This is a genomic window from Pseudomonas sp. SMN11 (genome assembly GCF_052041945.1).
Taxonomy (GTDB): domain Bacteria; phylum Pseudomonadota; class Gammaproteobacteria; order Pseudomonadales; family Pseudomonadaceae; genus Aquipseudomonas.
In genome coordinates this window covers 117,079-137,263 of the sequence record NZ_JBKGGW010000012.1, presented here as the reverse complement: position 1 = coordinate 137,263, position 20,185 = coordinate 117,079, and the positions used below count along the sequence as shown (strand labels likewise).

At 61.9% G+C, this 20,185-nt stretch carries 24 protein-coding genes; 9 read left to right on the top strand and 15 right to left on the bottom strand.

All coding sequences use genetic code 11. From position 1 onward, the window contains the following. Positions 1-55 precede the first annotated feature (55 nt). A complete protein-coding gene (gene rlmF / locus ACLEJU_RS13475) occupies positions 56-1,009 on the top strand; it encodes a 23S rRNA (adenine(1618)-N(6))-methyltransferase RlmF (protein WP_435422912.1) in 954 nt (317 codons plus the stop codon). A 51-nt stretch (positions 1,010-1,060) separates the two neighbouring features. Here rlmF and ACLEJU_RS13470 read toward each other — a convergent pair whose 3' ends face one another. Next, positions 1,061-1,342: an HU family DNA-binding protein gene (locus tag ACLEJU_RS13470; RefSeq protein WP_103445548.1), complete on the bottom strand. Its 282-nt coding sequence runs from the start codon at positions 1,340-1,342 to the stop codon at positions 1,061-1,063. 393 nt (positions 1,343-1,735) lie between these two features. On the opposite strand from ACLEJU_RS13470, the gene yejK reads away from it, so the two are divergent. Next, positions 1,736-2,743, top strand: coding sequence for a nucleoid-associated protein YejK (gene yejK, locus ACLEJU_RS13465; protein WP_435422911.1), 1,008 nt, complete (start codon positions 1,736-1,738; stop codon positions 2,741-2,743). Here the strand turns inward: yejK and ACLEJU_RS13460 are convergent, their stop codons facing one another. From ACLEJU_RS13460 to ACLEJU_RS13445, 4 genes are all read right to left on the bottom strand, one after another. Then, positions 2,744-3,037 (bottom strand): GIY-YIG nuclease family protein, encoded by a 294-nt coding sequence (locus tag ACLEJU_RS13460; RefSeq protein WP_435422910.1) that lies wholly within the window; start codon positions 3,035-3,037, stop codon positions 2,744-2,746. 18 nt (positions 3,038-3,055) lie between these two features. Further along, a complete protein-coding gene (locus ACLEJU_RS13455) occupies positions 3,056-3,526 on the bottom strand; it encodes a nuclear transport factor 2 family protein (protein ID WP_435422909.1) in 471 nt (156 codons plus the stop codon). A gap of 77 nt (positions 3,527-3,603) precedes the next feature. Next, positions 3,604-4,884: a CynX/NimT family MFS transporter gene (locus tag ACLEJU_RS13450; RefSeq protein ID WP_435422908.1), complete on the bottom strand. Its 1,281-nt coding sequence runs from the start codon at positions 4,882-4,884 to the stop codon at positions 3,604-3,606. 13 nt (positions 4,885-4,897) lie between these two features. Next, positions 4,898-5,548, bottom strand: coding sequence for a FadR/GntR family transcriptional regulator (locus ACLEJU_RS13445; protein WP_435422907.1), 651 nt, complete (start codon positions 5,546-5,548; stop codon positions 4,898-4,900). A gap of 237 nt (positions 5,549-5,785) precedes the next feature. Here ACLEJU_RS13445 and ACLEJU_RS13440 point away from each other — a divergent pair, with 237 nt between their 5' ends. Then, positions 5,786-6,898: an alkaline phosphatase family protein gene (locus tag ACLEJU_RS13440; protein WP_435422906.1), complete on the top strand. Its 1,113-nt coding sequence runs from the start codon at positions 5,786-5,788 to the stop codon at positions 6,896-6,898. 55 nt (positions 6,899-6,953) lie between these two features. Here ACLEJU_RS13440 and hisC read toward each other — a convergent pair whose 3' ends face one another. The 10 genes from hisC to ACLEJU_RS13390 all read right to left on the bottom strand — a co-directional run bounded on the left by hisC (position 6,954) and on the right by ACLEJU_RS13390 (position 14,881). Further along, entirely contained in the window at positions 6,954-8,003 is a 1,050-nt protein-coding gene (gene hisC / locus ACLEJU_RS13435) for a histidinol-phosphate transaminase (RefSeq protein ID WP_435422905.1), read from the bottom strand. A 2-nt stretch (positions 8,004-8,005) separates the two neighbouring features. Further along, positions 8,006-9,331 carry a histidinol dehydrogenase gene (hisD, locus tag ACLEJU_RS13430; RefSeq protein WP_159411970.1) on the bottom strand — a complete coding sequence of 442 codons (1,326 nt, stop codon included), beginning with the start codon at positions 9,329-9,331 and terminating at the stop codon, positions 8,006-8,008. Positions 9,332-9,457: 126 nt separating this feature from the next. Beyond that, positions 9,458-10,093, bottom strand: coding sequence for an ATP phosphoribosyltransferase (gene hisG, locus ACLEJU_RS13425; protein WP_435422904.1), 636 nt, complete (start codon positions 10,091-10,093; stop codon positions 9,458-9,460). 93 nt (positions 10,094-10,186) lie between these two features. Then, complete coding sequence (gene murA / locus ACLEJU_RS13420; RefSeq protein ID WP_435422903.1) at positions 10,187-11,452, bottom strand: UDP-N-acetylglucosamine 1-carboxyvinyltransferase; 1,266 nt, start codon at positions 11,450-11,452, stop codon at positions 10,187-10,189. A gap of 23 nt (positions 11,453-11,475) precedes the next feature. Next, entirely contained in the window at positions 11,476-11,715 is a 240-nt protein-coding gene (locus tag ACLEJU_RS13415; protein ID WP_003255121.1) for a BolA family protein, read from the bottom strand. Positions 11,716-11,833: 118 nt separating this feature from the next. After that, the gene (locus tag ACLEJU_RS13410) at positions 11,834-12,136 is read right to left on the bottom strand and encodes an STAS domain-containing protein (RefSeq protein ID WP_435422902.1); all 303 of its coding nucleotides are present in this window, start codon (positions 12,134-12,136) and stop codon (positions 11,834-11,836) included. Then, a complete protein-coding gene (locus ACLEJU_RS13405; protein ID WP_103445560.1) occupies positions 12,133-12,780 on the bottom strand; it encodes an MlaC/ttg2D family ABC transporter substrate-binding protein in 648 nt (215 codons plus the stop codon). The genes ACLEJU_RS13410 and ACLEJU_RS13405 overlap by 4 nt, the downstream gene beginning before the upstream one ends. A 9-nt stretch (positions 12,781-12,789) precedes the next feature. Further along, positions 12,790-13,275: an outer membrane lipid asymmetry maintenance protein MlaD gene (gene mlaD / locus ACLEJU_RS13400; protein ID WP_054885956.1), complete on the bottom strand. Its 486-nt coding sequence runs from the start codon at positions 13,273-13,275 to the stop codon at positions 12,790-12,792. After that, the gene (mlaE, locus tag ACLEJU_RS13395; protein ID WP_435422901.1) at positions 13,275-14,072 is read right to left on the bottom strand and encodes a lipid asymmetry maintenance ABC transporter permease subunit MlaE; all 798 of its coding nucleotides are present in this window, start codon (positions 14,070-14,072) and stop codon (positions 13,275-13,277) included. Before mlaE ends, mlaD begins: the two co-directional genes overlap by 1 nt. Beyond that, the gene (locus tag ACLEJU_RS13390) at positions 14,072-14,881 is read right to left on the bottom strand and encodes an ATP-binding cassette domain-containing protein (protein WP_435422900.1); all 810 of its coding nucleotides are present in this window, start codon (positions 14,879-14,881) and stop codon (positions 14,072-14,074) included. The genes mlaE and ACLEJU_RS13390 overlap by 1 nt, the downstream gene beginning before the upstream one ends. Positions 14,882-15,129: 248 nt before the next feature. On the opposite strand from ACLEJU_RS13390, the gene ACLEJU_RS13385 reads away from it, so the two are divergent. The 6 genes from ACLEJU_RS13385 to ACLEJU_RS13360 all read left to right on the top strand — a co-directional run bounded on the left by ACLEJU_RS13385 (position 15,130) and on the right by ACLEJU_RS13360 (position 20,134). Continuing rightward, the gene (locus ACLEJU_RS13385; protein ID WP_435422899.1) at positions 15,130-16,104 is read left to right on the top strand and encodes a KpsF/GutQ family sugar-phosphate isomerase; all 975 of its coding nucleotides are present in this window, start codon (positions 15,130-15,132) and stop codon (positions 16,102-16,104) included. A 14-nt stretch (positions 16,105-16,118) separates the two neighbouring features. Next, a complete protein-coding gene (locus ACLEJU_RS13380; protein ID WP_103445563.1) occupies positions 16,119-16,643 on the top strand; it encodes a KdsC family phosphatase in 525 nt (174 codons plus the stop codon). A gap of 8 nt (positions 16,644-16,651) precedes the next feature. Then, positions 16,652-17,224, top strand: a complete 573-nt coding sequence (gene lptC, locus ACLEJU_RS13375) for an LPS export ABC transporter periplasmic protein LptC (protein ID WP_435422898.1) — start codon at positions 16,652-16,654, stop codon at positions 17,222-17,224. Next, positions 17,211-17,738, top strand: coding sequence for a lipopolysaccharide transport periplasmic protein LptA (gene lptA / locus ACLEJU_RS13370; protein WP_060511296.1), 528 nt, complete (start codon positions 17,211-17,213; stop codon positions 17,736-17,738). Before lptC ends, lptA begins: the two co-directional genes overlap by 14 nt. Further along, positions 17,739-18,464: an LPS export ABC transporter ATP-binding protein gene (gene lptB, locus ACLEJU_RS13365; protein WP_060511298.1), complete on the top strand. Its 726-nt coding sequence runs from the start codon at positions 17,739-17,741 to the stop codon at positions 18,462-18,464. 176 nt (positions 18,465-18,640) lie between these two features. Then, complete coding sequence (locus ACLEJU_RS13360; RefSeq protein WP_435422897.1) at positions 18,641-20,134, top strand: RNA polymerase factor sigma-54; 1,494 nt, start codon at positions 18,641-18,643, stop codon at positions 20,132-20,134. Positions 20,135-20,185 lie beyond the last annotated feature (51 nt).

Genomic DNA, 20,185 nt, shown 5'->3' with positions numbered 1-20,185 from the left:
TGTCGCGAAAGGGCCGGCTCCTCAAGCCACCGCTCGTATAGGGCTGGATACAGACATGACTCCGAACAAACCCACCCTGCACCCGCGCAACCGCCACCAGGGCCGCTACGACTTCCCCAGCCTGATCAAGGCCCACCCTGATCTGGCCCGCTTCACCATCACCAACCCCCACGGCAAACCCAGCATCGACTTCGCCAACCCTGAAGCCGTGCGCGTGTTCAACCGTGCCCTGCTCAAGGCGCAATACGGCATCCAGCACTGGGACATCCCGGCCGACTACCTGTGCCCGCCAATCCCCGGCCGTGCCGACTACGTCCACGTGGCTGCCGACCTGCTGGCCGAGGACAATGCCGGCGAAGTACCCAGAGGCGCCCAGGTTCGTGCGCTGGATATCGGCGTAGGCGCCAACTGCATCTACCCGCTGCTCGGCCATAGCGATTACCGTTGGCGCTTCGTCGGCTCGGACATCGACCCGGTGGCGCTGGCCTCGGCCAAGGCCATCGTCCAGGCCAACGGTTTGAGCAAGGGCATCAGCCTGCGCCAGCAAGCCAGCCGCAAACACATTCTGAGCGGCCTGCTGCAAGCGGATGAGCGGTTCGACCTGACCCTGTGCAACCCACCCTTCCATGCCTCGCGTGAGGAAGCCACCCGTGGCAGCCAGCGCAAATGGAAGAACCTCGGCAAGCAAGACCCCAAGCGCAAGCTGCCGGTGCTCAACTTCGGCGGGCAGAACAACGAACTGTGGTGCGAGGGCGGCGAGATCCGCTTCGTCACCCAGCTGGTCGACGAAAGCGCGCAATACGCACAGCAGGTGCTGTGGTTCACCAGCCTGGTGTCGAAGGCCAGCAACCTGCCTGGCATCGAGGCGGCGCTGAAGAAAGCCGGGGCCAAGGCGGTGCGCATCACCGAGATGGGCCAGGGCCAGAAACAGAGCCGCATGGTCGCCTGGAGCTTCCACGACGACATCGCACGCCAGGCCTGGCAGGCCGGGCGCAAATCGCAAGCATGAAAAAACCGCGCCCGGGCAAGCCGGGCGCGGTTCTGGTCAACGCATCAACAATTACTTGTTGATGGAATCGTTCAGGGCTTTGGCCGGAACGAACTTGACGACTTTCTTGGCAGCGATTTCGATGGCAGCGCCAGTCGAAGGGTTGCGGCCGGTACGGGCAGGACGCTCGCTGACTTTCAGCTTGCCGATGCCTGGCAGGGTGATTTCAGCGCCGTTTTCCAGTTGGTCGGCAACGATCTGGCCCAGTTGCTCCAGAGCGTTACGAGCGGTGGTTTTTGGCGCGTCGATGGCTTCAGCGATATCGGCAATCAGTTGGTCTTTGGTCAATGCCATGGTGGTGTTCCTTCCCTATCTAAATCAGTGGTTATGCAGCGTTCTACGACGTTATCGGGCCAGCCCCTGGATTCTGGAGGGCCGCGCCAATCGCGAATGTAGATGCGTAAATCGGCGTTTGGTTCGACACGGCATGAGCACGCTGCCAGCAATGCGCCACACACGGGGCGCAAGACCGCGCAAAGCTACCACAGGAATGGATAAATATCCGCTACCCGCTTCGATTTAGTGCAGGTTTTTCGGGGGTTTCAGCCGAAAACCTACAAATTTGAACAAAAAACGAACAACCGGCATTTCTGCCAACATCCGGCCACTGCAGCGTCTGTTGTCTGGGGTAAACTGGACGACTTTTGCAGCGCGGCCCGAGGCCGCCCCGGACTCACCGAGAATTCCATGCCAATCCGTCATTGCATCGTTCACCTGATCGACAAGAAGCCCGATGGCAGCCCCGCCGTGCTCCATGCACGGGATACCGAGCTGAGCGCGTCGGACGCCATCGAAAACCTGCTGGCCGACCTCAACGACAGCTACAACGCCAAGCAAGGCAAGGCCTGGGGCTTCTTCCACGGCGAGTCAGGTGCCTACCCGCTGAGCGGCTGGCTGAAACAGTACCTGGAAGATGAGAAAGACTTCGCCGCGTTCAGCCGGGTGGCGGTCGAGCACCTGCAAAAGCTGATGGAAGAGTCGAACCTTTCCACCGGCGGCCACATCCTGTTCGCCCACTACCAGCAAGGCATGACCGACTATTTGGCCATTGCCCTGCTGCACCACAGCGAAGGCGTGGCGGTGAACGCCGATCTGGACGTGACTCCGTCGCGCCACCTCGACCTCGGCCAGCTGCACCTGGCGGCGCGCATCAACCTGTCCGAGTGGAAGAACAACCAGAATTCCAAGCAGTACATCTCGTTCATCAAGGGCAAGAACGGCAAGAAGGTCTCGGACTACTTCCGCGACTTCATCGGCTGCCAGGAGGGCGTCGACGGCCCGGGCGAGACCCGTACCCTGCTCAAGGCCTTCAGCGACTTCGTCGAAAGCGAAGACCTGCCGGAAGAGTCCGCCCGCGAGAAGACCCAGACCCTGGTCGAATACGCCACTTCCCAGACCAAGCTGGGTGAGCCGGTAACCCTGGAAGAGCTGTCGAGCCTGATCGACGAGGACCGCCCGAAGGCGTTCTACGATCACATCCGCAACAAGGACTACGGCCTGTCGCCGGAAATCCCCGCAGACAAACGCACACTTAACCAGTTCCGCCGCTTCACCGGGCGCGCCGAAGGCTTGTCGATCAGCTTCGAAGCGCACCTGCTGGGTGACAAGGTGGAATATGACGAGGCAGCCGGTACCCTGATCATCAAAGGCTTGCCGACCACACTGGTGGATCAGCTCAAGCGCCGCAAGGACTGATCAGACGGCCACATAGGAGGCGACCAGCGCCTCCTTGGCCGACTTGCGCAACTTTTTCACCAGACGCTCCTGGCGCAGCGCCTCGCCCTTGTCCGGCCACTGCTCGACATAGACCAGCGCCTGCGCCGGGCTGGTCTTGAAATACCGGGCGCCCTGCCCTTTCTGGTGGGCAGCGAAGCGCCGCTTAGGGTCATCGCTGACACCACAGTACAGCGAGCCGTTGGCCGCCCGTACCAGGTAGACATACCAAGGCTTGCACAGCGGTGTTACGGTGACTTCATTGACGATGCTCATGGCCGACAGCTTAACCGCTCAATTCACTTGCTGGAACGCTCGCAGCCCTTTGAAAGCCTGCTGGCGCACCTTGTTCTGCAGCATCGGCGACCAACCCAGCAACAAACCTGGCGTCCCTAGCGCCTGACGCGACCAGCGCCACAGGTCGAAGCTGTCGTCATGCTGGCAGATCAGGTTGTCGCGAATGACGAAGCGCGCCTGGATATCGTTGACCACGGTGCGGCCGGTCTGGCTGAACAGGTAGGTTGCAACCCAGTGCGCGCAGCCGCTGCGATGGTCGGCCCGGATCTGGTCGAAGGTCAGCGAGAAATCCTTGGCGCGAGTGGTCAGCATGCGCCACATGTCACCCACTTCGCGGCCGCGCAGGGTGCCGAACACCGGGTCGCTGAAGACGATGTCGTCGCTGTAGCAGGCCACCATGGCCTCGGCATCCAGGCGCTGGAAGGCCTGGTAGAAGCGGGTGATCAGGTCACGGTTGGCGTCAGTCATGGAGGCAGATCCGTCCTGGGAGTGGGAAGCTGCACGATAATCTGCCAATAATGCTTTCGCCAGTACCGGCCTCAATGTCAGAGTTTTTCGCTGCTCACCTGCACATGCAGCGCTCGCCCGGCGCCTAGCCCGAACACGATCGCGCCGACACCCAGCACTGCGAAGATCCAGCCGACCGCCGCCCAGCCCCCGGTCAGGTCATGCACCAGGCCAACGGCGAATGGGCCCATGGAGGCCAAGGTATATCCCACGCCTTGGGCCATGCTCGACAGGTTCGCCGCCACATGGGCATCTTTCGAGCGCAGCACGATCAACGTCAGGGCCAGGGCGAAAGTACCGCCCTGCCCCAGACCCAGCAGCACCGCCCAGCCCCACAACCCGTCGATCGGGGCATACAGACATCCGAACAGCCCTGCCAACGTCACCAGCATCACGATCACGATGGCCAGCCGTTGGTCCCTGCCGCGGGTCGCCAGCCAGGGTGCGCCCAGCGAGCTGATCAACTGCACGATCACCGAGCCGGAAAGCACCAAGCCGGCTTCGGTCGGGCTAAGACCGCGGCCAATAAGGATCGATGGCAACCAGCCAAAGACGATGTAGGCCAGCGACGACTGCAGCCCCATGTACAACGTGACCTGCCATGCCAGCGGGTCACGCCACAGCCCGCGCACGCGGTAGGCAGCCTTGTGCAGACCGTGGCCCTGGCGCGCTTGCGGCAACCAGACGAGCATGGCCAAAAGCGCCGGTAGCATCCAGAAGCCCAGGCCAAAGGCCCAGTTGTCATCGAAATGCCGAGTCAGCGGTACTGTGGCCCCGGCAGCCATGGCCGCCCCCAAGCACAGGGCCATGGTATAGACCCCAGTCAGGGTGCCCGCATGCTGCGGGAAGTCGCGTTTGACGATACCGGGCAGCAGCACGCCGATGATGCCGATGCTGGCACCTGCCACCACGCTGCCAATGAACACACCGGCAGCCCCCAGGGCGCTGCGCACCACGATCCCCAGCGCCAGGGTGAGCAGGATGCCCAGGATCACCCGCTCACTGCCGAAGCGACGCGCCAGCATCGGCGCCAGGGGTGCGAATAGACCCAGGCAGAGCACCGGCAAGGTGGTCAGCAGTCCCGCTTCGGAGGCATTCAGGCCCAGCCCTGCAGAGACCTGCCCGAGCACCGGTGCCATGCTCGACAGCGCCGGGCGCAGGTTCAATGCCACCAGCACCAGGCCCAGCAGTAACAGCCAGGGCCGTTGCAGGGCCGGTGGTTGTTGCTGCACCTGGGCATCGTCGGCCTCGGCATCGATCAGCAGTTCTTCCAGTTCGCGCTCGCGAGCAGGCGCGTCTCGGGTCATTGGTTCAGCCATGGCTTTCTCGTCTTCAGGATTCGATGAGTTTCCGACTCAGGCCCTTGGCCCGTTCCGGATCGCGTTGTTCAATGGCGTCGAGGATCTGCCCGTGCAGGTCGAAGGTCGCCTGGCTGCGCGGCACGGTTGCCATGTTGTGTTGCAGCGCTGCCGCCACGACGCCAGAAAAGTAGCGGTATAGCTCACTCAGCGCCGGGTTGTGCGCGGCGTCGATCAGGCGCTGGTGAAACACCAGGTCGCAGCTGACATAGGCATCGACATCACCGTGAAAGTGCTCGGCACTGCCCGTCAGTGCTGCACGCAGGCCTCGCAGGTCCTCTTCGGTACGGCGCAACGCCGCCAGGCCGATCGCCTCGGACTCGAGGATGTGCCGTGTCTCGCGGGCCTGCTCCAGGGTGCAGCGCGCCATGGCTTGCACAGCCTGCAATGGGTCCTGGCAGGTGCGCAGATAGCTGCCGTCACCCTGGCGGATTTCCACAAGGCCGCTGAATGCCAGCACGCGCATGGCTTCGCGCACGGTATTGCGGCTGATTCCCAGCTCGAGTGCCAGTTCCGGCTCGGTCGGCAGGCGTTGCCCGACTTGCCAGTCGCCTTGCAGGATGCGCTCTCGCATGCGTTCGACCGCAAGTTCGACCAGAGAACGCTTGGTCAATTCGCTGCTCACTTCATTATTCAACCAATCATCCGATGAATTAACAGAGCTTAATGGAACGCCTTCCGGACATCAATTCAACTGCCATTTCTACCAGTTGTCAGCCAAGTACCTTGTTGCAACGCTAGGCACGACTTCATCAAGGCCCCTTTCATGTCCATGTGCAAAACATTGTGGTTGATTGCCCTGATTACAGCCGGCCTGCTGCTGGTCCTGCTCTTTAAAGGATTTGATGCCAGACAACCGCCAATGCAGCCCAAGACGCTGATCATCGGATTGGACGGCGTTCAATTGCAGCACTATGAACAACTGGGCGGCGATACCAACCTGCAGAAGCGTCTGATCTACGGCAAGGCCTATGCCGGCGGCATCAACGGCCGCGCCAGCGAACAGGCGACTAACAGTGGGCCGGGCTGGATGACTTTGCTCACCGGGGTATGGGCCAACAAGCACAGGGTCATTTCCAATAATGAATCCTTGCGGGTCGACCCGGAGTTCCCGAGCTTGTTCAAACGGCTGCGTGAAGCCATGCCGAATGCCTATCTATCCAGCATCGTCAACTGGTCGCCGATCAACACCGCCTTCCTGCTCGAGGATGCTCAAGGCAACAATGTGCGCGAAAGCGGCCTGAACGATGAGCAAGTCACCGTGCGAACCCTGGAGATCCTCGAAAACACACCTGCCGACTTCACCTTCATCCAGCTCGACGAGCCCGATGAAGCTGGCCACACCAACGGTTTCGGCCCGGCTTACCAGGTCGCCTTGCGCAGAGCTGACGACAGACTGGGGCGCCTGCTGGACAAGGTCGCGGCGCGTGCCTATAAGAACCCGCAGGAATACTGGCTGGTGATCGTCTGTACCGATCACGGTCGAGATTACTGGGGCTCAGGCCACGGTGGCGTGACCGAACAGGAGAAGACGGTTTTCATAGCCAGTAACAAGCCATTGAATGAAGAGCTGAACCAACCGAGCATTCCAGAGGACAACCCGGGGCCCAACAACTTGTATGGCTATGCAGCGCAGACATCGGTGGCCCCGACCGTGCTCCGGCACATGGGGCTCGACCTGCTGCCAGAATGGAGGCTCGATGGCACGCCACTGCTGGGTGCTACCGGAGTACGTAAGGCACGGGCCATTGAAGGCGAAGCCAAGTTGCTGTGGAACAGCGATTCACTAGGCACTGTGACCATTCATAGAAATGGCCAATTAGCTGCGACCGTGCCGGCTTACTTGCAGCAATGGACTGATCCGCAGGGCATGCGCCAGACCAGCGACTATGTACTCGAGCTGGATGACACACCGATAGCCGTGCGCACCCGGCCTGTCAGCAAGCCATTCATCATCGAGGAAATCAGCTACTGATGTGCACGGCACAACCTGCAGGAGCGAGGTCACATGCTCCTGCAGATCTTCGCGATCAGTTCAGCGCATCGACCAACGCCTGGTTCATCTCCGGTGTGCCAATGGTGATACGCAGGAATTGGGCAATCCGCTCCTGCTTGAAGTGACGCACGATCACCCCTTGCTCACGCAGACGCGCCGCCAGTTGCGCGGCATCCTGCTGCGGGTGGCGGGCAAAGATGAAGTTGGCAGCCGAAGGCAGCACTTCGAAGCCTTTTGCAACCAGCTGCTCGACCAGCGTTTCACGGCTGTCGATCACTTTGCGGCAGGTTTCCTCGAAGTAAGCCTGGTCTTCGAACGCCGCCGCAGCACCCACAATGGCCATGCGGTCCAGCGGATAGGAGTTGAAGCTGTTCTTGATCCGCTCCAGAGCCTCGATCAGGTCCGGATGGCCGACGGCCAGGCCGACGCGCAGCCCGGCCAGCGAGCGCGACTTCGACAGGGTCTGGGTTACCAGCAGGTTGTCGTAGCGTTCCACCAGGCTGATGGCAGTCTCGCCACCAAAGTCGATGTAGGCTTCATCCACCACCACTACTGAATCGCGATTGACTTGCAGCAGCTGCTCGATCGCTTGCAGCGGCAGCAGGCAGCCCGTTGGCGCGTTGGGGTTGGGGAAGATGATCCCGGCGTTGGGCTTGGCGTAGTCGGCGATGCGGATCTGGAACTGCTCGTCCAGCGCCACCTGCTCGAATGGAATGCCGTACAGGCCGCAGTAGACCGGATAGAAGCTGTAGCTGACATCCGGGAACAGCAGCGGGCCACGAGCGTGCTGGAACAGACCGTGGAAGATGTGCGCCAGCACCTCGTCCGAGCCGTTGCCGACGAACACCTGGGCCGGAGTGACGCCGTAATACTCGGCCACTGCCTGCTTGAGCCGGTCACTGTTCGGATCAGGATACAGGCGCAGGTTGTCGTTCAGCTCAACGCGCATGGCTTCCAGCGCCTTGGGCGACGGACCATACGGGTTCTCGTTGGTGTTCAGCTTGACCAGACGGGCCAGCTTGGGCTGCTCGCCCGGCACGTAAGGCACCAGCGCCTTGACGAAGGGGCTCCAGAATCGACTCATGCTCAGTTCCCCTTGTCTTGGGTCAGGATACGGTATTCAGCACTGCGGGCGTGGGCGGTCAGCGACTCGCCACGGGCCAGGACCGAGGCGGTATGGCCGAGCTCGGATGCGCCCTGTTCGGAGCAGAAGATGATCGACGAGCGCTTCTGGAAGTCATACACCCCCAGCGGCGACGAGAAACGCGCAGTACCGGAGGTCGGCAACACGTGGTTGGGGCCAGCGCAGTAATCGCCCAGCGCTTCGCTGGTGTGGCGGCCCATGAAGATCGCACCGGCGTGGCGAATCTGCGGCAACCAGGCCTGCGGGTCGGCGACGGACAGCTCGAGGTGCTCGGGGGCGATGCGGTTGGCCACTTCAATGGCCTGCTGCATGTCACGCACCTGGATCAGCGCACCACGGCCGTTGATCGACTTCTCGATGATCTCGGCACGTTCCATGGTCGGCAGCAGCTTGTCGATGCTGGCGGCCACGCGGTCGAGGAATGCTGCATCCGGGCTGACCAGGATGGCCTGGGCGTCTTCGTCGTGCTCGGCTTGGGAGAACAGGTCCATGGCGATCCAGTCCGGATCGGTCTGGCCGTCGCATACCACGAGGATTTCCGACGGGCCGGCGATCATGTCGATACCGACCTGGCCGAACACGTGGCGCTTGGCGGTAGCCACGTAGATGTTGCCTGGGCCGACGATTTTGTCTACCTGTGGCACGCTTTCGGTGCCGTAGGCCAAGGCGGCTACGGCCTGGGCTCCGCCGACGGTGAACACCCGGTCGACACCGGCGATGCAGGCAGCGGCCAGCACCAGTTCATTGACCTCGCCACGCGGGGTTGGCACCACCATCACCACTTCGGCGACACCGGCGACCTTGGCGGGAATGGCATTCATCAGCACCGAAGACGGGTACGATGCCTTGCCACCCGGTACGTACAGGCCGGCACGGTCCAGCGGGGTGACCTTCTGGCCGAGCACGGTGCCGTCGGCCTCGGTGTACTGCCAGGAGTCCTGCTTCTGCCGCTCGTGGTACAGGCGCACGCGATTGGCAGCCTTCTCCAGGGCTGCACGCTGGGTGTCGGTGATGCGGGTCAGGGCCAGCTCCAGGCGCTCGCGGCCGAGGATCAGGTCATCAATGCTTTTGGCGTCAACACCGTCGAAGCGCTGGGTGAATTCCACCAGCGCGGCGTCACCGCGCTCGCGCACGGCCTTGATGATGTCCAGCACGCGCTGGTTGACCGCGTCATCGGACACACTTTCCCAGCTCAGCAGATGATCCAGATGTCGGGCGAAATCCGGATCAGCAGCGTTGAGACGGGCAATTGCAGTGGACACGGTCATGGCGAGGGCCTCGATTATTAGCGAATGCTCAGGCGCCCTAGGCTACCAGTCCATCCGCGCGGGCACCTGAGAAAAATGGCTATGACGCGGATAGACGGGCGCGACAGCGAAGGTCGCGCGCAGGACTCAGCCGCGGTGTCGCGATTCGACCGCTTTGCGCAGCGTGTCGATCAGGCTCTGGATGCGCGCGTGCTGCATCTTCATGGAGGCTTTGTTGACCACCAGGCGCGAGCTGATCGTGGCGATCAGATCCTGGGGTTCCAGGCCGTTGGCGCGCAGGGTGTTGCCGGTGTCGACCACGTCGATGATCTTGTCGGCGAGATTGATCAGCGGTGCCAGCTCCATCGAGCCGTACAGCTTGATGATGTCGACCTGGCGGCCCTGCTCGGCGTAATAACGCTTGGCCACGTTGACGAACTTGGTGGCGACGCGCAGGCGGCCCTTGGGCTCCGGCGCACCGACCGCACCGGCGGTCATCAGCTTGCACTTGGCAATCTGCAGGTCCAGCGGTTCATACAGGCCCTGGCCGCCGTACTCCATCAGCACGTCCTTGCCAGCCACACCAAGGTCGGCGGCACCATGCTCGACATAGGTCGGCACGTCAGTGGCACGCACGATCAGCAGGCGCACGTCGTCCTGCGTGGTAGGGATGATCAGCTTGCGGCTCTTGTCCGGGTTCTCGGTCGGCACGATACCGGCCTCGGCCAGCAACGGCAGGGTATCGTCGAGAATACGGCCTTTGGAAAGCGCGATGGTCAACATTGGAACGTCGGTCCTTAAGCGGCTACTGCCGGCCGGGCTACTACAGCCCGACCGCATTCAATTCGAATGGCACGTCCGTGTGCCAGCGGGCAACTAGCCCGGTACGCGGCGGATTTTCGCGCCGAGCATTTGCAGTTTTTCTTCGATGCACTCGTAACCACGGTCGATGTGGTAGATGCGGTCGATCAGGGTGTCGCCTTCGGCGACCAGCGCCGACAGCACCAGGCTGGCGGATGCACGCAGGTCGGTGGCCATCACCGGAGCACCTTTGAGTGCCGGCACGCCGGTGACGATCGCGGTGTTGCCTTCGACCTGGATCTGCGCGCCCATGCGGTGCATTTCGTATACGTGCATGAAGCGGTTTTCGAAGATCGTCTCGATGACTGCGCCAGTGCCTTCGGCGATGGCGTTCAGCGAGATGAACTGCGCCTGCATGTCGGTCGGGAACGCCGGGTACGGGGCGGTGCGCAGGTTGACGGCTTTCGGCCGCTTGCCGTGCATGTCCAGCTCGATCCAGTCCTCACCGGTGGTAAGTTCGGCGCCTGCTTCCTTCAGCTTTTCCAGCACTGCCTCGAGGATGGTCGGGTCGGTGTCCTTGACCTTGACACGGCCGCCGGTAACGGCAGCGGCGACCAGGTAAGTGCCAGTCTCGATACGGTCGGGCATGACACGGTAGGTAGCCGAAGCCAAACGCTCGACGCCATCGATGGTGATGGTGTCGGTACCGGCGCCCTGGACCTTGCCGCCCATGGCGTTGATGAAGTTGGCCAGGTCGACCACTTCAGGCTCGCGCGCGGCGTTCTGCAGCACACTGCGGCCTTTGGCCAGGGCAGCGGCCATCATGATGTTCTCGGTACCGGTGACGCTCACGGTGTCAAAGAAGAAGTGCGCACCGCGCAGGCCGCCTTCAGGCGCCTCAGCCTTGATGTAGCCGCCTTCGACTTCGATCTTCGCCCCCATGGCCTCGAGGCCACGGATGTGCAGGTCGACCGGGCGCGAACCGATGGCGCAGCCGCCTGGCAGGGCCACTTCAGCCTTGCCGAAGCGCGCGACCATGGGGCCGAGCACCAGGATCGAGGCGCGCATGGTCTTGACCAGCTCGTAAGGGGCTACCAGAGTCTTGATGGTGCGCGGGTCGATTTCCACCGCCAGCTTTTCGTCGATCACAGGCTCGATGCCCATGCGCCCGAACAGCTCGATCATGGTGGTGATGTCGTGCAAGTGCGGCAGGTTGCCCACGATGACCGGGCCATCGGCCAGCAGGGTCGCCGCCAGAATCGGCAGGGCCGCGTTCTTCGCGCCGGAAATGCGGATCTCGCCGTCGAGACGAGCGCCGCCAGTAATAATCAGTTTGTCCATTGGTGTCTCGCCGCCAAGTTGGCTCAGGTGCGCTCAGCCCAGGCTGCGCTGCTGAAAAATTTCATGGTTACCGCATGGATGCTGCCATTGGCGATCCACGGATTCAGGTGAGCATAGATCGCCTGTTGACGTTTGACCGGGCTCAGGCCAGCCAACTCGTCGCTGATCACGTTCAACTGGAAGTTGCAGCCTTCGCCTTCAACTTCGACCCGGGATCCCGGCAATTTCTCTTCAAGGAAGCTCTTAACTTCTACGGCCTGCATGCTCAACCTCAATCGGCGCCCGATGCGCACGGGTCGGCCATCATACAAAAAAGCCCCTCGCCTGCGAAGCCCAACGAAGGGGCGCGCGACCGAGGGGCCTCACATCACTGCCAAGCCATCAGCTTGCCAGCACCTCATCCAGGTCATAGACCCCGGCGATTTCCCGCATGTCGTCGGGCATGCCACGCACCTCGACGGCCTTGCCGGCTGCCTCGGCGTCACGGATGAACGCCAGCAGCAGCGACAGGCCGACACTGGTGGAGCGCGCCACGGCCGAGCAATCCAGCACTAGGCGCGCCTCGCGGCAGGCGCCGACCAGCGCCTTGCCCTGCTTGCGCAGGGCCGGCCCGCTGCGGTAATCCAGTTCGCCGGCCAGGCGCAGCACGCCCGGCTCGGCCATGGTTACAGCGGCCTCACTCATTTGACGGTCTTCTCTGGCGATTCGTCGGCCTTTTCCTTGGCTTTGGCCACTTCGCCGGCCCAGCCGTCGATGGTCTTGTCCAGGTTGTTGCCGTTGCGCTGCATGGCATCGGCGAACTGGTCGCGGAACAGCTTGCCGATGTTGATGCCGTTGACGATGACGTTACGCACCTTCCACTCGCCACCCAGGTTTTCCAGGGTGTACTGCACCGGGTACACGGCACCATTGTTGCCGGTGACCTTCATGCCTACAGAGGCGCGCTTGCCGTCATCGGCCTTGGCCGGATCTACGACGATGCCCTGGTTGTTGTACTCCAGCAGCGCGTTACCGTAGAACTGAAACAGGCTGCGCTTGAAGTTTTCCTGGAAGCGCTGCATCTGCTCGGGCGTGGCCTTGCGCGAATACTTGACGGTCATGATGCTCTTGGAGATACCGTCGGCATCGACCACCGGCGCGAGGATCCGGTCAAGGGTGTCGTAGAAAGCTTGCGGGTTGGACTTGTACTGCTCCTTGTTGGCCTTGAGCTCACCCAGCAGTTCGGTGGTCGTGCTCTGCACCACGTCGTGCGGCGACTGGGCAGCCAGGGCAAACAGGGGGACGGCCGCCAGCAGCACCAGCAAGCCACGTCGCAGGATCGAAATCATGGAAACTCCTTAATTAGCCGGTTGCGCTTCTTTGGGTTCCTTGCCAACGGAGTTGAGCAGGAACTTGCCAATCAGATCTTCCAGTACCAGCGCCGACTGGGTGTCATGGATGGTCGAACCGTCCTTGAGCACGTCTTCTTCACCGCCCACGCTGATACCGATGTACTTCTCGCCAAGCAAGCCGGCGGTCAGGATCGAAGCAGTGGAGTCGGTCGGCAGGTTGTTGACCGCCTTGTCCAGCTGCAGCGTCACCCGACCGGTGTAGGAATCACGGTCCAGATCGATGGCGGTGACCTTGCCGATCGTTACACCGGCCATGGTCACTTTAGCTCTGACCGTCAAACCGGCGATATTGTCGAAGTACGCATAAACTTTATAGGTATCGCTGCTCGGGCTGGCCGACAGCCCGCTGACACGCAGGGCCAGCAGCAGCAGCGCCAGGATCCCGGCCAGGAGGAACAGGCCGACACCGATTTCCAGGGTGCGGTTTTGCATCAGAAATCTCCAAACATCAAGGCGGTCAAAATAAAGTCCAGACCCAGCACTGCCAACGAGGCATAGACCACGGTCTTGGTGGTGGCGCGGCTGATCCCCTCTGAGGTGGGTTCGCAGTCGTACCCCTGGAACACGGCAATCCAGGTCGTGACGAAGGCGAACACCAGGCTTTTGATCAGCCCGTTGAGCACGTCGTCGGTAAAGGAAACGCTGTTCTGCATGTTGCCCCAGAACGAGCCTTCGTAAACGCCCAGCCAGTCGACTGCAACCCATGAACCACCCCAGATGCCGACCACGCTGAAAATCAGCGCGAGCAGCGGCAGCGAGATGAAACCGGCCCACAGCCGTGGTGCAACGATGTACTTGAGCGGGTCGACGCCGATCATTTCCAGGCTCGACAGCTGCTCGGTGGACTTCATGTTGCCGATTTCGGCGGTCAGCGCGGAACCAGCGCGGCCGGCGAACAGCAGCGCGGTGACCACCGGGCCAAGCTCACGCAGCAGGGTCAGGGCGACCATTTGCCCGACCGCCTGTTCGGAGCCGTACTTGGTCAGGATGCTGTAGCCCTGCAGGGCCAGCACCATACCGATGAACACGCCGGATACGACAATGATCGCGAGCGACAGCACGCCGACCGAGTACAGCTGCTTGGTCAGCAGCTGGATACCACCGCCAATGCCACCACGGCCGATCAGCGCATGGAACAGGAACAGGCACGAGCGCCCGAGCACGGCCAGCACGTCGATCGCCGAGCGCCCGAGCAGGCGGATACGTTCGAGTAAGGATTTTCTGCGCATCACCGCGCCCCCAGCAGATCGGCGCGGTAGTCAGGCGCAGGGAAGTGGAATGGCACCGGGCCGTCCGGGTCGCCTTTCATGAACTGGCGAATGCGCGGATTGTCCGAGCCCATCAGCTCGTCGGGCGTACCCTGGCCCAGCACCTGGCCATCACCGACCACATAAATGTAGTCGGCAATACTGGCGGTTTCGGCCAGATCGTGAGAGACCACGATACTGGTAATACCCAAGGCATCGTTGAGCAGGCGGATCAAGCGCACTAGTACGCCCATGGCAATCGGGTCCTGGCCGACAAACGGTTCGTCGTACATCAGGATCTGCGGGTCCAGGGCAATCGCCCGGGCCAGCGCCACCCGGCGTTTCATGCCGCCGGACAGCTCGTCCGGCATCAGGTCGATGGCACCGCGCAGGCCGACCGCCTGCAATTTCATCAACACGATGTCACGGATCATTTCGTCCGAAAGCTGGGTATGTACGCGCAATGGGAAGGCGACGTTTTCGAACACGTCGAGATCGGTAAACAGCGCACCGCTCTGAAACAGCACCCCCATCTGCTTGCGCGCATCGAACAGGTCGCTACGCGAGAGGCTCGGCAGGTTCTGCCCGGCCACCCACACTTCACCGGCCGACGGGCGTAGCTGCGCGCCCATCAGGCGCAGCAGCGTGGTCTTGCCGCAACCCGACGGCCCCATGATCCCGGTGACCTTGCCACGCGGGATACGGATGTCGACATTGCTGAAAATGCTGCGCGAACCGCGCTTGAAGGTGACTCCCTTCAACTCGACCGCGTAGGCGCTATCCACACTCATCTAGACTCCTTGCTAGTGCAGCCTCGCACTAATGGACGCCGGCCCTCATCGTGAAGGCACACACACCCTTGGCAGGCCGAATAGCGGCGAACTATAGCACCGCTGCCCCTGCGCCCCCAAGGGTATGGAAACAGGTCGTTCAGGCCAGCGACAGGCTTTGATGACATTTGAGAGGGCAATCGAAAGGATGAGGCTTTCTTGTATTGCGGCTATAATCGCCGCCTTTTAATCAGGCATTGCTTTTCGACATGAGCCAATCCAGCGAGCTGATCCACTCCGCCCAGCGCACCCTGCGCCTGGAACTCGAGGCCGTAGAAGGCCTGGTGGCCCGCATCGACGCCAATTTCGTCAAGGCCTGCGAACTGATCCTGGCGAGCAAGGGTCGGGTCGTGGTGGTAGGCATGGGCAAATCGGGGCATATAGGCAACAAGATCGCCGCCACCCTGGCCAGCACCGGCACGCCAGCGTTCTTCGTGCATCCGGCTGAAGCCAGCCATGGCGACATGGGCATGATCACCCGCGATGACGTCATCCTGGCCCTGTCCAACTCCGGCAGCACCGCCGAGATCGTGACCCTCCTGCCGCTGATCAAGCGCCTGGGGATCCAGCTGGTCAGCCTGACCGGCAACCCGGACTCGCCCTTGGCCCAGGCCGCCGAGGTCAATCTCGACGCCAGCGTCACCCAGGAAGCCTGCCCGCTGAACCTGGCCCCGACCTCCTCCACCACCGCGGCACTGGTGCTGGGGGACGCACTGGCCATCGCCCTGCTCGAAGCCCGTGGTTTCACCGCAGAAGACTTCGCCTTCTCGCACCCTGGCGGTGCGTTGGGCCGTCGTCTGCTGCTGAAGGTCGAGAATGTCATGCACGCCGGTGATGAATTGCCCCAGGTGCAGCGCGGCACACTCCTCAAGGACGCGCTCCTTGAAATGTCCCGCAAAGGTTTGGGCATGACCGTGATCGTGGGCGCCGATGGCAAGCTGGCCGGGATCTTCACCGACGGCGACCTGCGCCGCAGCCTGGACCGCAACATCGACGTGCACACCACTCTGATTGACCAGGTGATGACCGTGCACGGCAAGACGGCTCGTGCCGAAATGCTCGCCGCCGAGGCCCTGAAGATCATGGAAGACCACAAGATCAGCGCCCTGGTGGTCGTGGACAAGGACGACCGCCCGACCGGCGCCCTGAACATGCACGACCTGCTGCGCGCCGGCGTGATGTAAAGGAGAACCAATCGATGACCCAAGATCTCATGCAACGCGGCAAGGCAATCAAACTCGCCGTTTTCGACGTTGACGGCGTGCTGACCGACGGCCGCCTGTACTTCCTCGAAGATGGCAGCGAGTTCAAGACCTTCAACACCCTTGATGGCCAGGGTATCAAGATGCTCATGGCCTCGGGCGTAACGACGGCAATCATCAGCGGGCGCAAGACCCCAGTGGTGGAGCGCCGGGCGAAAAACCTCGGCATTCCTCACCTTTACCAGGGTCGCGAAGACAAATTGGTAGTGCTCGACGGCCTGCTCGCCGAACTGGGCCTAAGCTATGAACAGGTAGCCTACCTGGGCGACGACCTCCCCGACCTACCGGTAATCCGCCGGGTCGGCCTGGGTATTGCCGTAGCCAACGCCGCACCGTTCGTTCGCCAGCACGCCCACGGCGTAACCCAGGCACGCGGCGGCGAAGGTGCTGCACGCGAGTTCTGCGAACTGATCATGCAGGCCCAGGGCACCCTGGACGCTGCCAACGCCAACTATCTGTAAGGTTGCCCATGTTCAGCAAGAAAGCCCGCAACATTGCGTTGCTCGCGGTGATCGCCGCGGTGCTGGCAGCAGTCGGCTACTGGAATGTCAGCCCCGAGAGCTTCCTCGAAAAGCCGGTAGCCCAGGTTGACGAAAGTGCCATCGACTATTACGCGATCAACGCGCACAGCGTGCAGTTCCTCCCCGACGGCAAGCTGCAATACGAAATGACTGCCGACAAGGTCGAACACCTCAAGGCCAGCGAGGTCACACTGGTGACCGCGCCCGACCTGCACATGTACCGCGGCACTCAGTACCCATGGCACGTGCAGAGCGTGCGCGCCGAGGTCAACCCTGACGGCAGCGAAGTCGAACTGATCGACCAGGTACGGATTGCCCGCACCGACGAAAAACAGCGCGATACCATCATTACCAGCTCGCGCATGACCGTATTCCCGCAGAAGCAATATGCGCAGACCGAGCAAGCCGTTAGAATCGACGGCGCCGGTGGCACAACCACAGGCAAGGGAATGAAAGCGTATTTGAAAGAAAGCAAGATCGACTTGCTCTCTAACGTAAGAGGACAGTATGAGGCTCGTTAAAACCCTCCCCCTTTTGCTCAGCCTGAGCGCAGCAGCACTGGGAAGCGCGAGCGCCTTCGCCCTGCCGAACGACCGTGACCAGCCCATCCGCATCCAGGCCGACAACGCGCACCTGGATGACAAGCAGGGCGTGGCCACCTACACCGGCGACGTGATCATCACCCAGGGCTCGATGATGATCAAAGGCAACACCGTGACCATGACCCGTGCCGCCAATGGCGACATCGACGTGGTGACCTCGGTGGGCAACCTGGCGTACTTCGAGCAGCAGCAGACTGCGGCCAAGCCTGACAAGATGAAAGGCTGGGCGGTAACCATCCAGTACCAGGCGCAGAAAGACACGGTGATCCTCACTGACCGCGCCAAGGTCGAGAACGAAGGCAATACCACCGAAGGCGAAAAGATCGTCTACAACACCAAGACCCAGGTTGCGACCGCCGGTCGTGGTGGCAACGTGACTCAACCACGTCAGCGCATCGACATGGTGATCCAGCCGAAGAAGAAGGCCGAGTAAATGGCAACCCTCAAAGCCCAGCACCTGGCCAAGAGCTACAAGGGGCGGCAAGTCGTGCGTGATGTCAGCCTGTCGATCGACAGCGGGCAGATCGTCGGCTTGCTCGGCCCCAACGGCGCCGGCAAGACCACCTGCTTCTACATGATTGTGGGGCTGGTCCAGGCCGACCAGGGGCGCGTACTGATCGACAACCTCGATGTCAGTCACCAGCCTATGCACGGCCGCGCCCGCGCCGGTATCGGCTACCTGCCGCAGGAAGCCTCGATCTTCCGCAAGCTGTCGGTGGCCGACAATATCATGGCCATTCTCGAGACCCGCAAGGACATCGACCGTGAAGGCCGACGCAAGGAACTGGAAAGCCTGCTGCAGGAGTTCCACATCAGCCACATCCGCGACAACCTCGGCATGAGCCTTTCCGGTGGCGAACGCCGCCGCGTCGAAATTGCCCGGGCCCTGGCTACCGCACCGAAGTTCATCCTGCTGGACGAACCGTTTGCCGGTGTCGACCCGATCTCCGTCGGCGACATCAAGCAGATCATCCACCACCTCAAGGCCAAGGGTATCGGTGTGCTGATCACCGACCACAACGTCCGTGAAACCCTGGATATCTGCGAGACCGCCTACATCGTCAACGACGGTCGACTGATCGCCGAAGGCGACGCCGAGACCATCCTTGCCAACGACCTGGTCAAGGAGGTCTACCTGGGCCACGAGTTCCGACTCTGATCCCCGGGACCTGCCTGGAGCACTGGCATTAACGCCCTGTCGGGGCTTAAGTTGTTACAGTGCTCTAGGCAAACGCTACAATTTGAGGCATAAAACTTGCTTGAATTTGGCGCTCCGGCGCCCTCGTGTAGTGGATGGCGCATGCGCGCCGGCGAACAAGGTATTAAGCCCCAGCCATGAAACCATCGCTCGTCCTAAAAATGGGCCAGCAACTGACGATGACCCCGCAGTTGCAACAGGCCATCCGCCTACTTCAGCTCTCTACCCTGGACCTCCAGCAGGAAATCCAGGAAGCGCTGGAGTCCAATCCGATGCTCGAACGTCAGGAAGACGGCGACGACTTCGACAACAGCGACCCGATGGCGGACAACGCCGAAAACAAGCCGGCCGCCGAAGTCCAGGAAAACAGCTTCCAGGAAAGCACCAGCAGCGCCGAAACCCTGGAAGACGGTGAGTGGAGCGAGCGAATCCCTAACGAGCTTCCAGTCGACACCGCCTGGGAAGATATTTATCAGACCAGCGCCAGCAGCCTGCCGAGCAACGATGACGACGAGTGGGACTTCACCACCCGCACATCGGCCGGCGAAAGCCTGCAGAGCCACCTGCTGTGGCAGCTGAACCTGGCCCCGATGTCCGATACCGACCGCCTGATCGCCATCACCCTGATCGACAGCATCAACGGCCAGGGCTACCTGGAAGATTCCCTCGAAGAAATCTGCGAAGGCTTCGACCCGGAGCTGGACATCGAACTCGACGAGGTAGAAGCGGTACTGCACCGCATTCAGCAGTTCGAGCCGGCCGGTGTCGGCGCCCGCTCCCTGGGCGAGTGCCTGCTGCTGCAATTGCGTCAACTGCCTGCCGGCACGCCCTGGATGAGCGAAGCCAAGCGCCTGGTCACCGACTTCATCGACCTGCTCGGCAGCCGCGACTACAGCCAGCTGATGCGCCGCATGAAGCTCAAGGAAGACGAACTGCGCCAGGTGATCGAGCTGGTGCAGAGCCTCAACCCGCGGCCCGGTTCGCAAATCGAGTCGAGCGAGCCGGAATACGTGGTGCCTGACGTGATCGTGCGCAAGGACAGCGACCGCTGGCTGGTCGAGCTGAACCAGGAAGCGATCCCGCGCCTGCGGGTCAACCCGCAGTACGCAGGTTTCGTTCGCCGCGCCGACACCAGCGCCGACAACACCTTCATGCGCAACCAGCTTCAAGAGGCACGCTGGTTCATCAAGAGCCTGCAAAGCCGTAACGAAACGCTGATGAAGGTCGCCACGCAGATCGTCGAGCACCAGCGCGGCTTCCTCGACCACGGCGACGAAGCGATGAAACCGCTGGTCCTGCATGACATCGCCGAAGCAGTGGGCATGCACGAGTCGACCATTTCGCGGGTGACCACGCAGAAATACATGCACACCCCGCGTGGCATCTACGAACTGAAATACTTTTTCTCCAGCCACGTCAGCACCGCCGAAGGCGGAGAATGCTCATCTACGGCTATCCGCGCGATCATCAAGAAACTGGTTGCCGCGGAAAATCAGAAAAAGCCATTGAGTGACAGCAAGATCGCTGGTTTACTGGAGGCACAAGGCATCCAGGTAGCCCGTCGCACCGTCGCCAAGTACCGCGAGTCCCTCGGCATCGCACCGTCGAGCGAGCGCAAGCGACTGATGTAGCCCCCGGATGTGCCACAGCGTTTGTGGGGCAGGTGCAAGACCTGCCTCTTT

Excerpts from the sequence above, each read along its gene's own strand:
- rlmF (WP_435422912.1), top strand. The coding sequence starts at position 56 with ATGACTCCGAACAAACCCACCCTGCACCCGCGCAACCGCCACCAGGGC.
- ACLEJU_RS13470 (WP_103445548.1), bottom strand. The coding sequence starts at position 1,342 with ATGGCATTGACCAAAGACCAACTGATTGCCGATATCGCTGAAGCCATC.
- yejK (WP_435422911.1), top strand. The coding sequence starts at position 1,736 with ATGCCAATCCGTCATTGCATCGTTCACCTGATCGACAAGAAGCCCGAT.
- ACLEJU_RS13460 (WP_435422910.1), bottom strand. The coding sequence starts at position 3,037 with ATGAGCATCGTCAATGAAGTCACCGTAACACCGCTGTGCAAGCCTTGG.
- ACLEJU_RS13455 (WP_435422909.1), bottom strand. The coding sequence starts at position 3,526 with ATGACTGACGCCAACCGTGACCTGATCACCCGCTTCTACCAGGCCTTC.
- ACLEJU_RS13450 (WP_435422908.1), bottom strand. The coding sequence starts at position 4,884 with ATGGCTGAACCAATGACCCGAGACGCGCCTGCTCGCGAGCGCGAACTG.
- ACLEJU_RS13440 (WP_435422906.1), top strand. The coding sequence starts at position 5,786 with ATGCAGCCCAAGACGCTGATCATCGGATTGGACGGCGTTCAATTGCAG.
- hisC (WP_435422905.1), bottom strand. The coding sequence starts at position 8,003 with ATGAGTCGATTCTGGAGCCCCTTCGTCAAGGCGCTGGTGCCTTACGTG.
- hisD (WP_159411970.1), bottom strand. The coding sequence starts at position 9,331 with ATGACCGTGTCCACTGCAATTGCCCGTCTCAACGCTGCTGATCCGGAT.
- hisG (WP_435422904.1), bottom strand. The coding sequence starts at position 10,093 with ATGTTGACCATCGCGCTTTCCAAAGGCCGTATTCTCGACGATACCCTG.
- murA (WP_435422903.1), bottom strand. The coding sequence starts at position 11,452 with ATGGACAAACTGATTATTACTGGCGGCGCTCGTCTCGACGGCGAGATC.
- ACLEJU_RS13415 (WP_003255121.1), bottom strand. The coding sequence starts at position 11,715 with ATGCAGGCCGTAGAAGTTAAGAGCTTCCTTGAAGAGAAATTGCCGGGA.
- ACLEJU_RS13410 (WP_435422902.1), bottom strand. The coding sequence starts at position 12,136 with ATGAGTGAGGCCGCTGTAACCATGGCCGAGCCGGGCGTGCTGCGCCTG.
- ACLEJU_RS13405 (WP_103445560.1), bottom strand. The coding sequence starts at position 12,780 with ATGATTTCGATCCTGCGACGTGGCTTGCTGGTGCTGCTGGCGGCCGTC.
- mlaD (WP_054885956.1), bottom strand. The coding sequence starts at position 13,275 with ATGCAAAACCGCACCCTGGAAATCGGTGTCGGCCTGTTCCTCCTGGCC.
- mlaE (WP_435422901.1), bottom strand. The coding sequence starts at position 14,072 with ATGCGCAGAAAATCCTTACTCGAACGTATCCGCCTGCTCGGGCGCTCG.
- ACLEJU_RS13390 (WP_435422900.1), bottom strand. The coding sequence starts at position 14,881 with ATGAGTGTGGATAGCGCCTACGCGGTCGAGTTGAAGGGAGTCACCTTC.
- ACLEJU_RS13385 (WP_435422899.1), top strand. The coding sequence starts at position 15,130 with ATGAGCCAATCCAGCGAGCTGATCCACTCCGCCCAGCGCACCCTGCGC.
- ACLEJU_RS13380 (WP_103445563.1), top strand. The coding sequence starts at position 16,119 with ATGACCCAAGATCTCATGCAACGCGGCAAGGCAATCAAACTCGCCGTT.
- lptC (WP_435422898.1), top strand. The coding sequence starts at position 16,652 with ATGTTCAGCAAGAAAGCCCGCAACATTGCGTTGCTCGCGGTGATCGCC.
- lptA (WP_060511296.1), top strand. The coding sequence starts at position 17,211 with ATGAGGCTCGTTAAAACCCTCCCCCTTTTGCTCAGCCTGAGCGCAGCA.
- lptB (WP_060511298.1), top strand. The coding sequence starts at position 17,739 with ATGGCAACCCTCAAAGCCCAGCACCTGGCCAAGAGCTACAAGGGGCGG.
- ACLEJU_RS13360 (WP_435422897.1), top strand. The coding sequence starts at position 18,641 with ATGAAACCATCGCTCGTCCTAAAAATGGGCCAGCAACTGACGATGACC.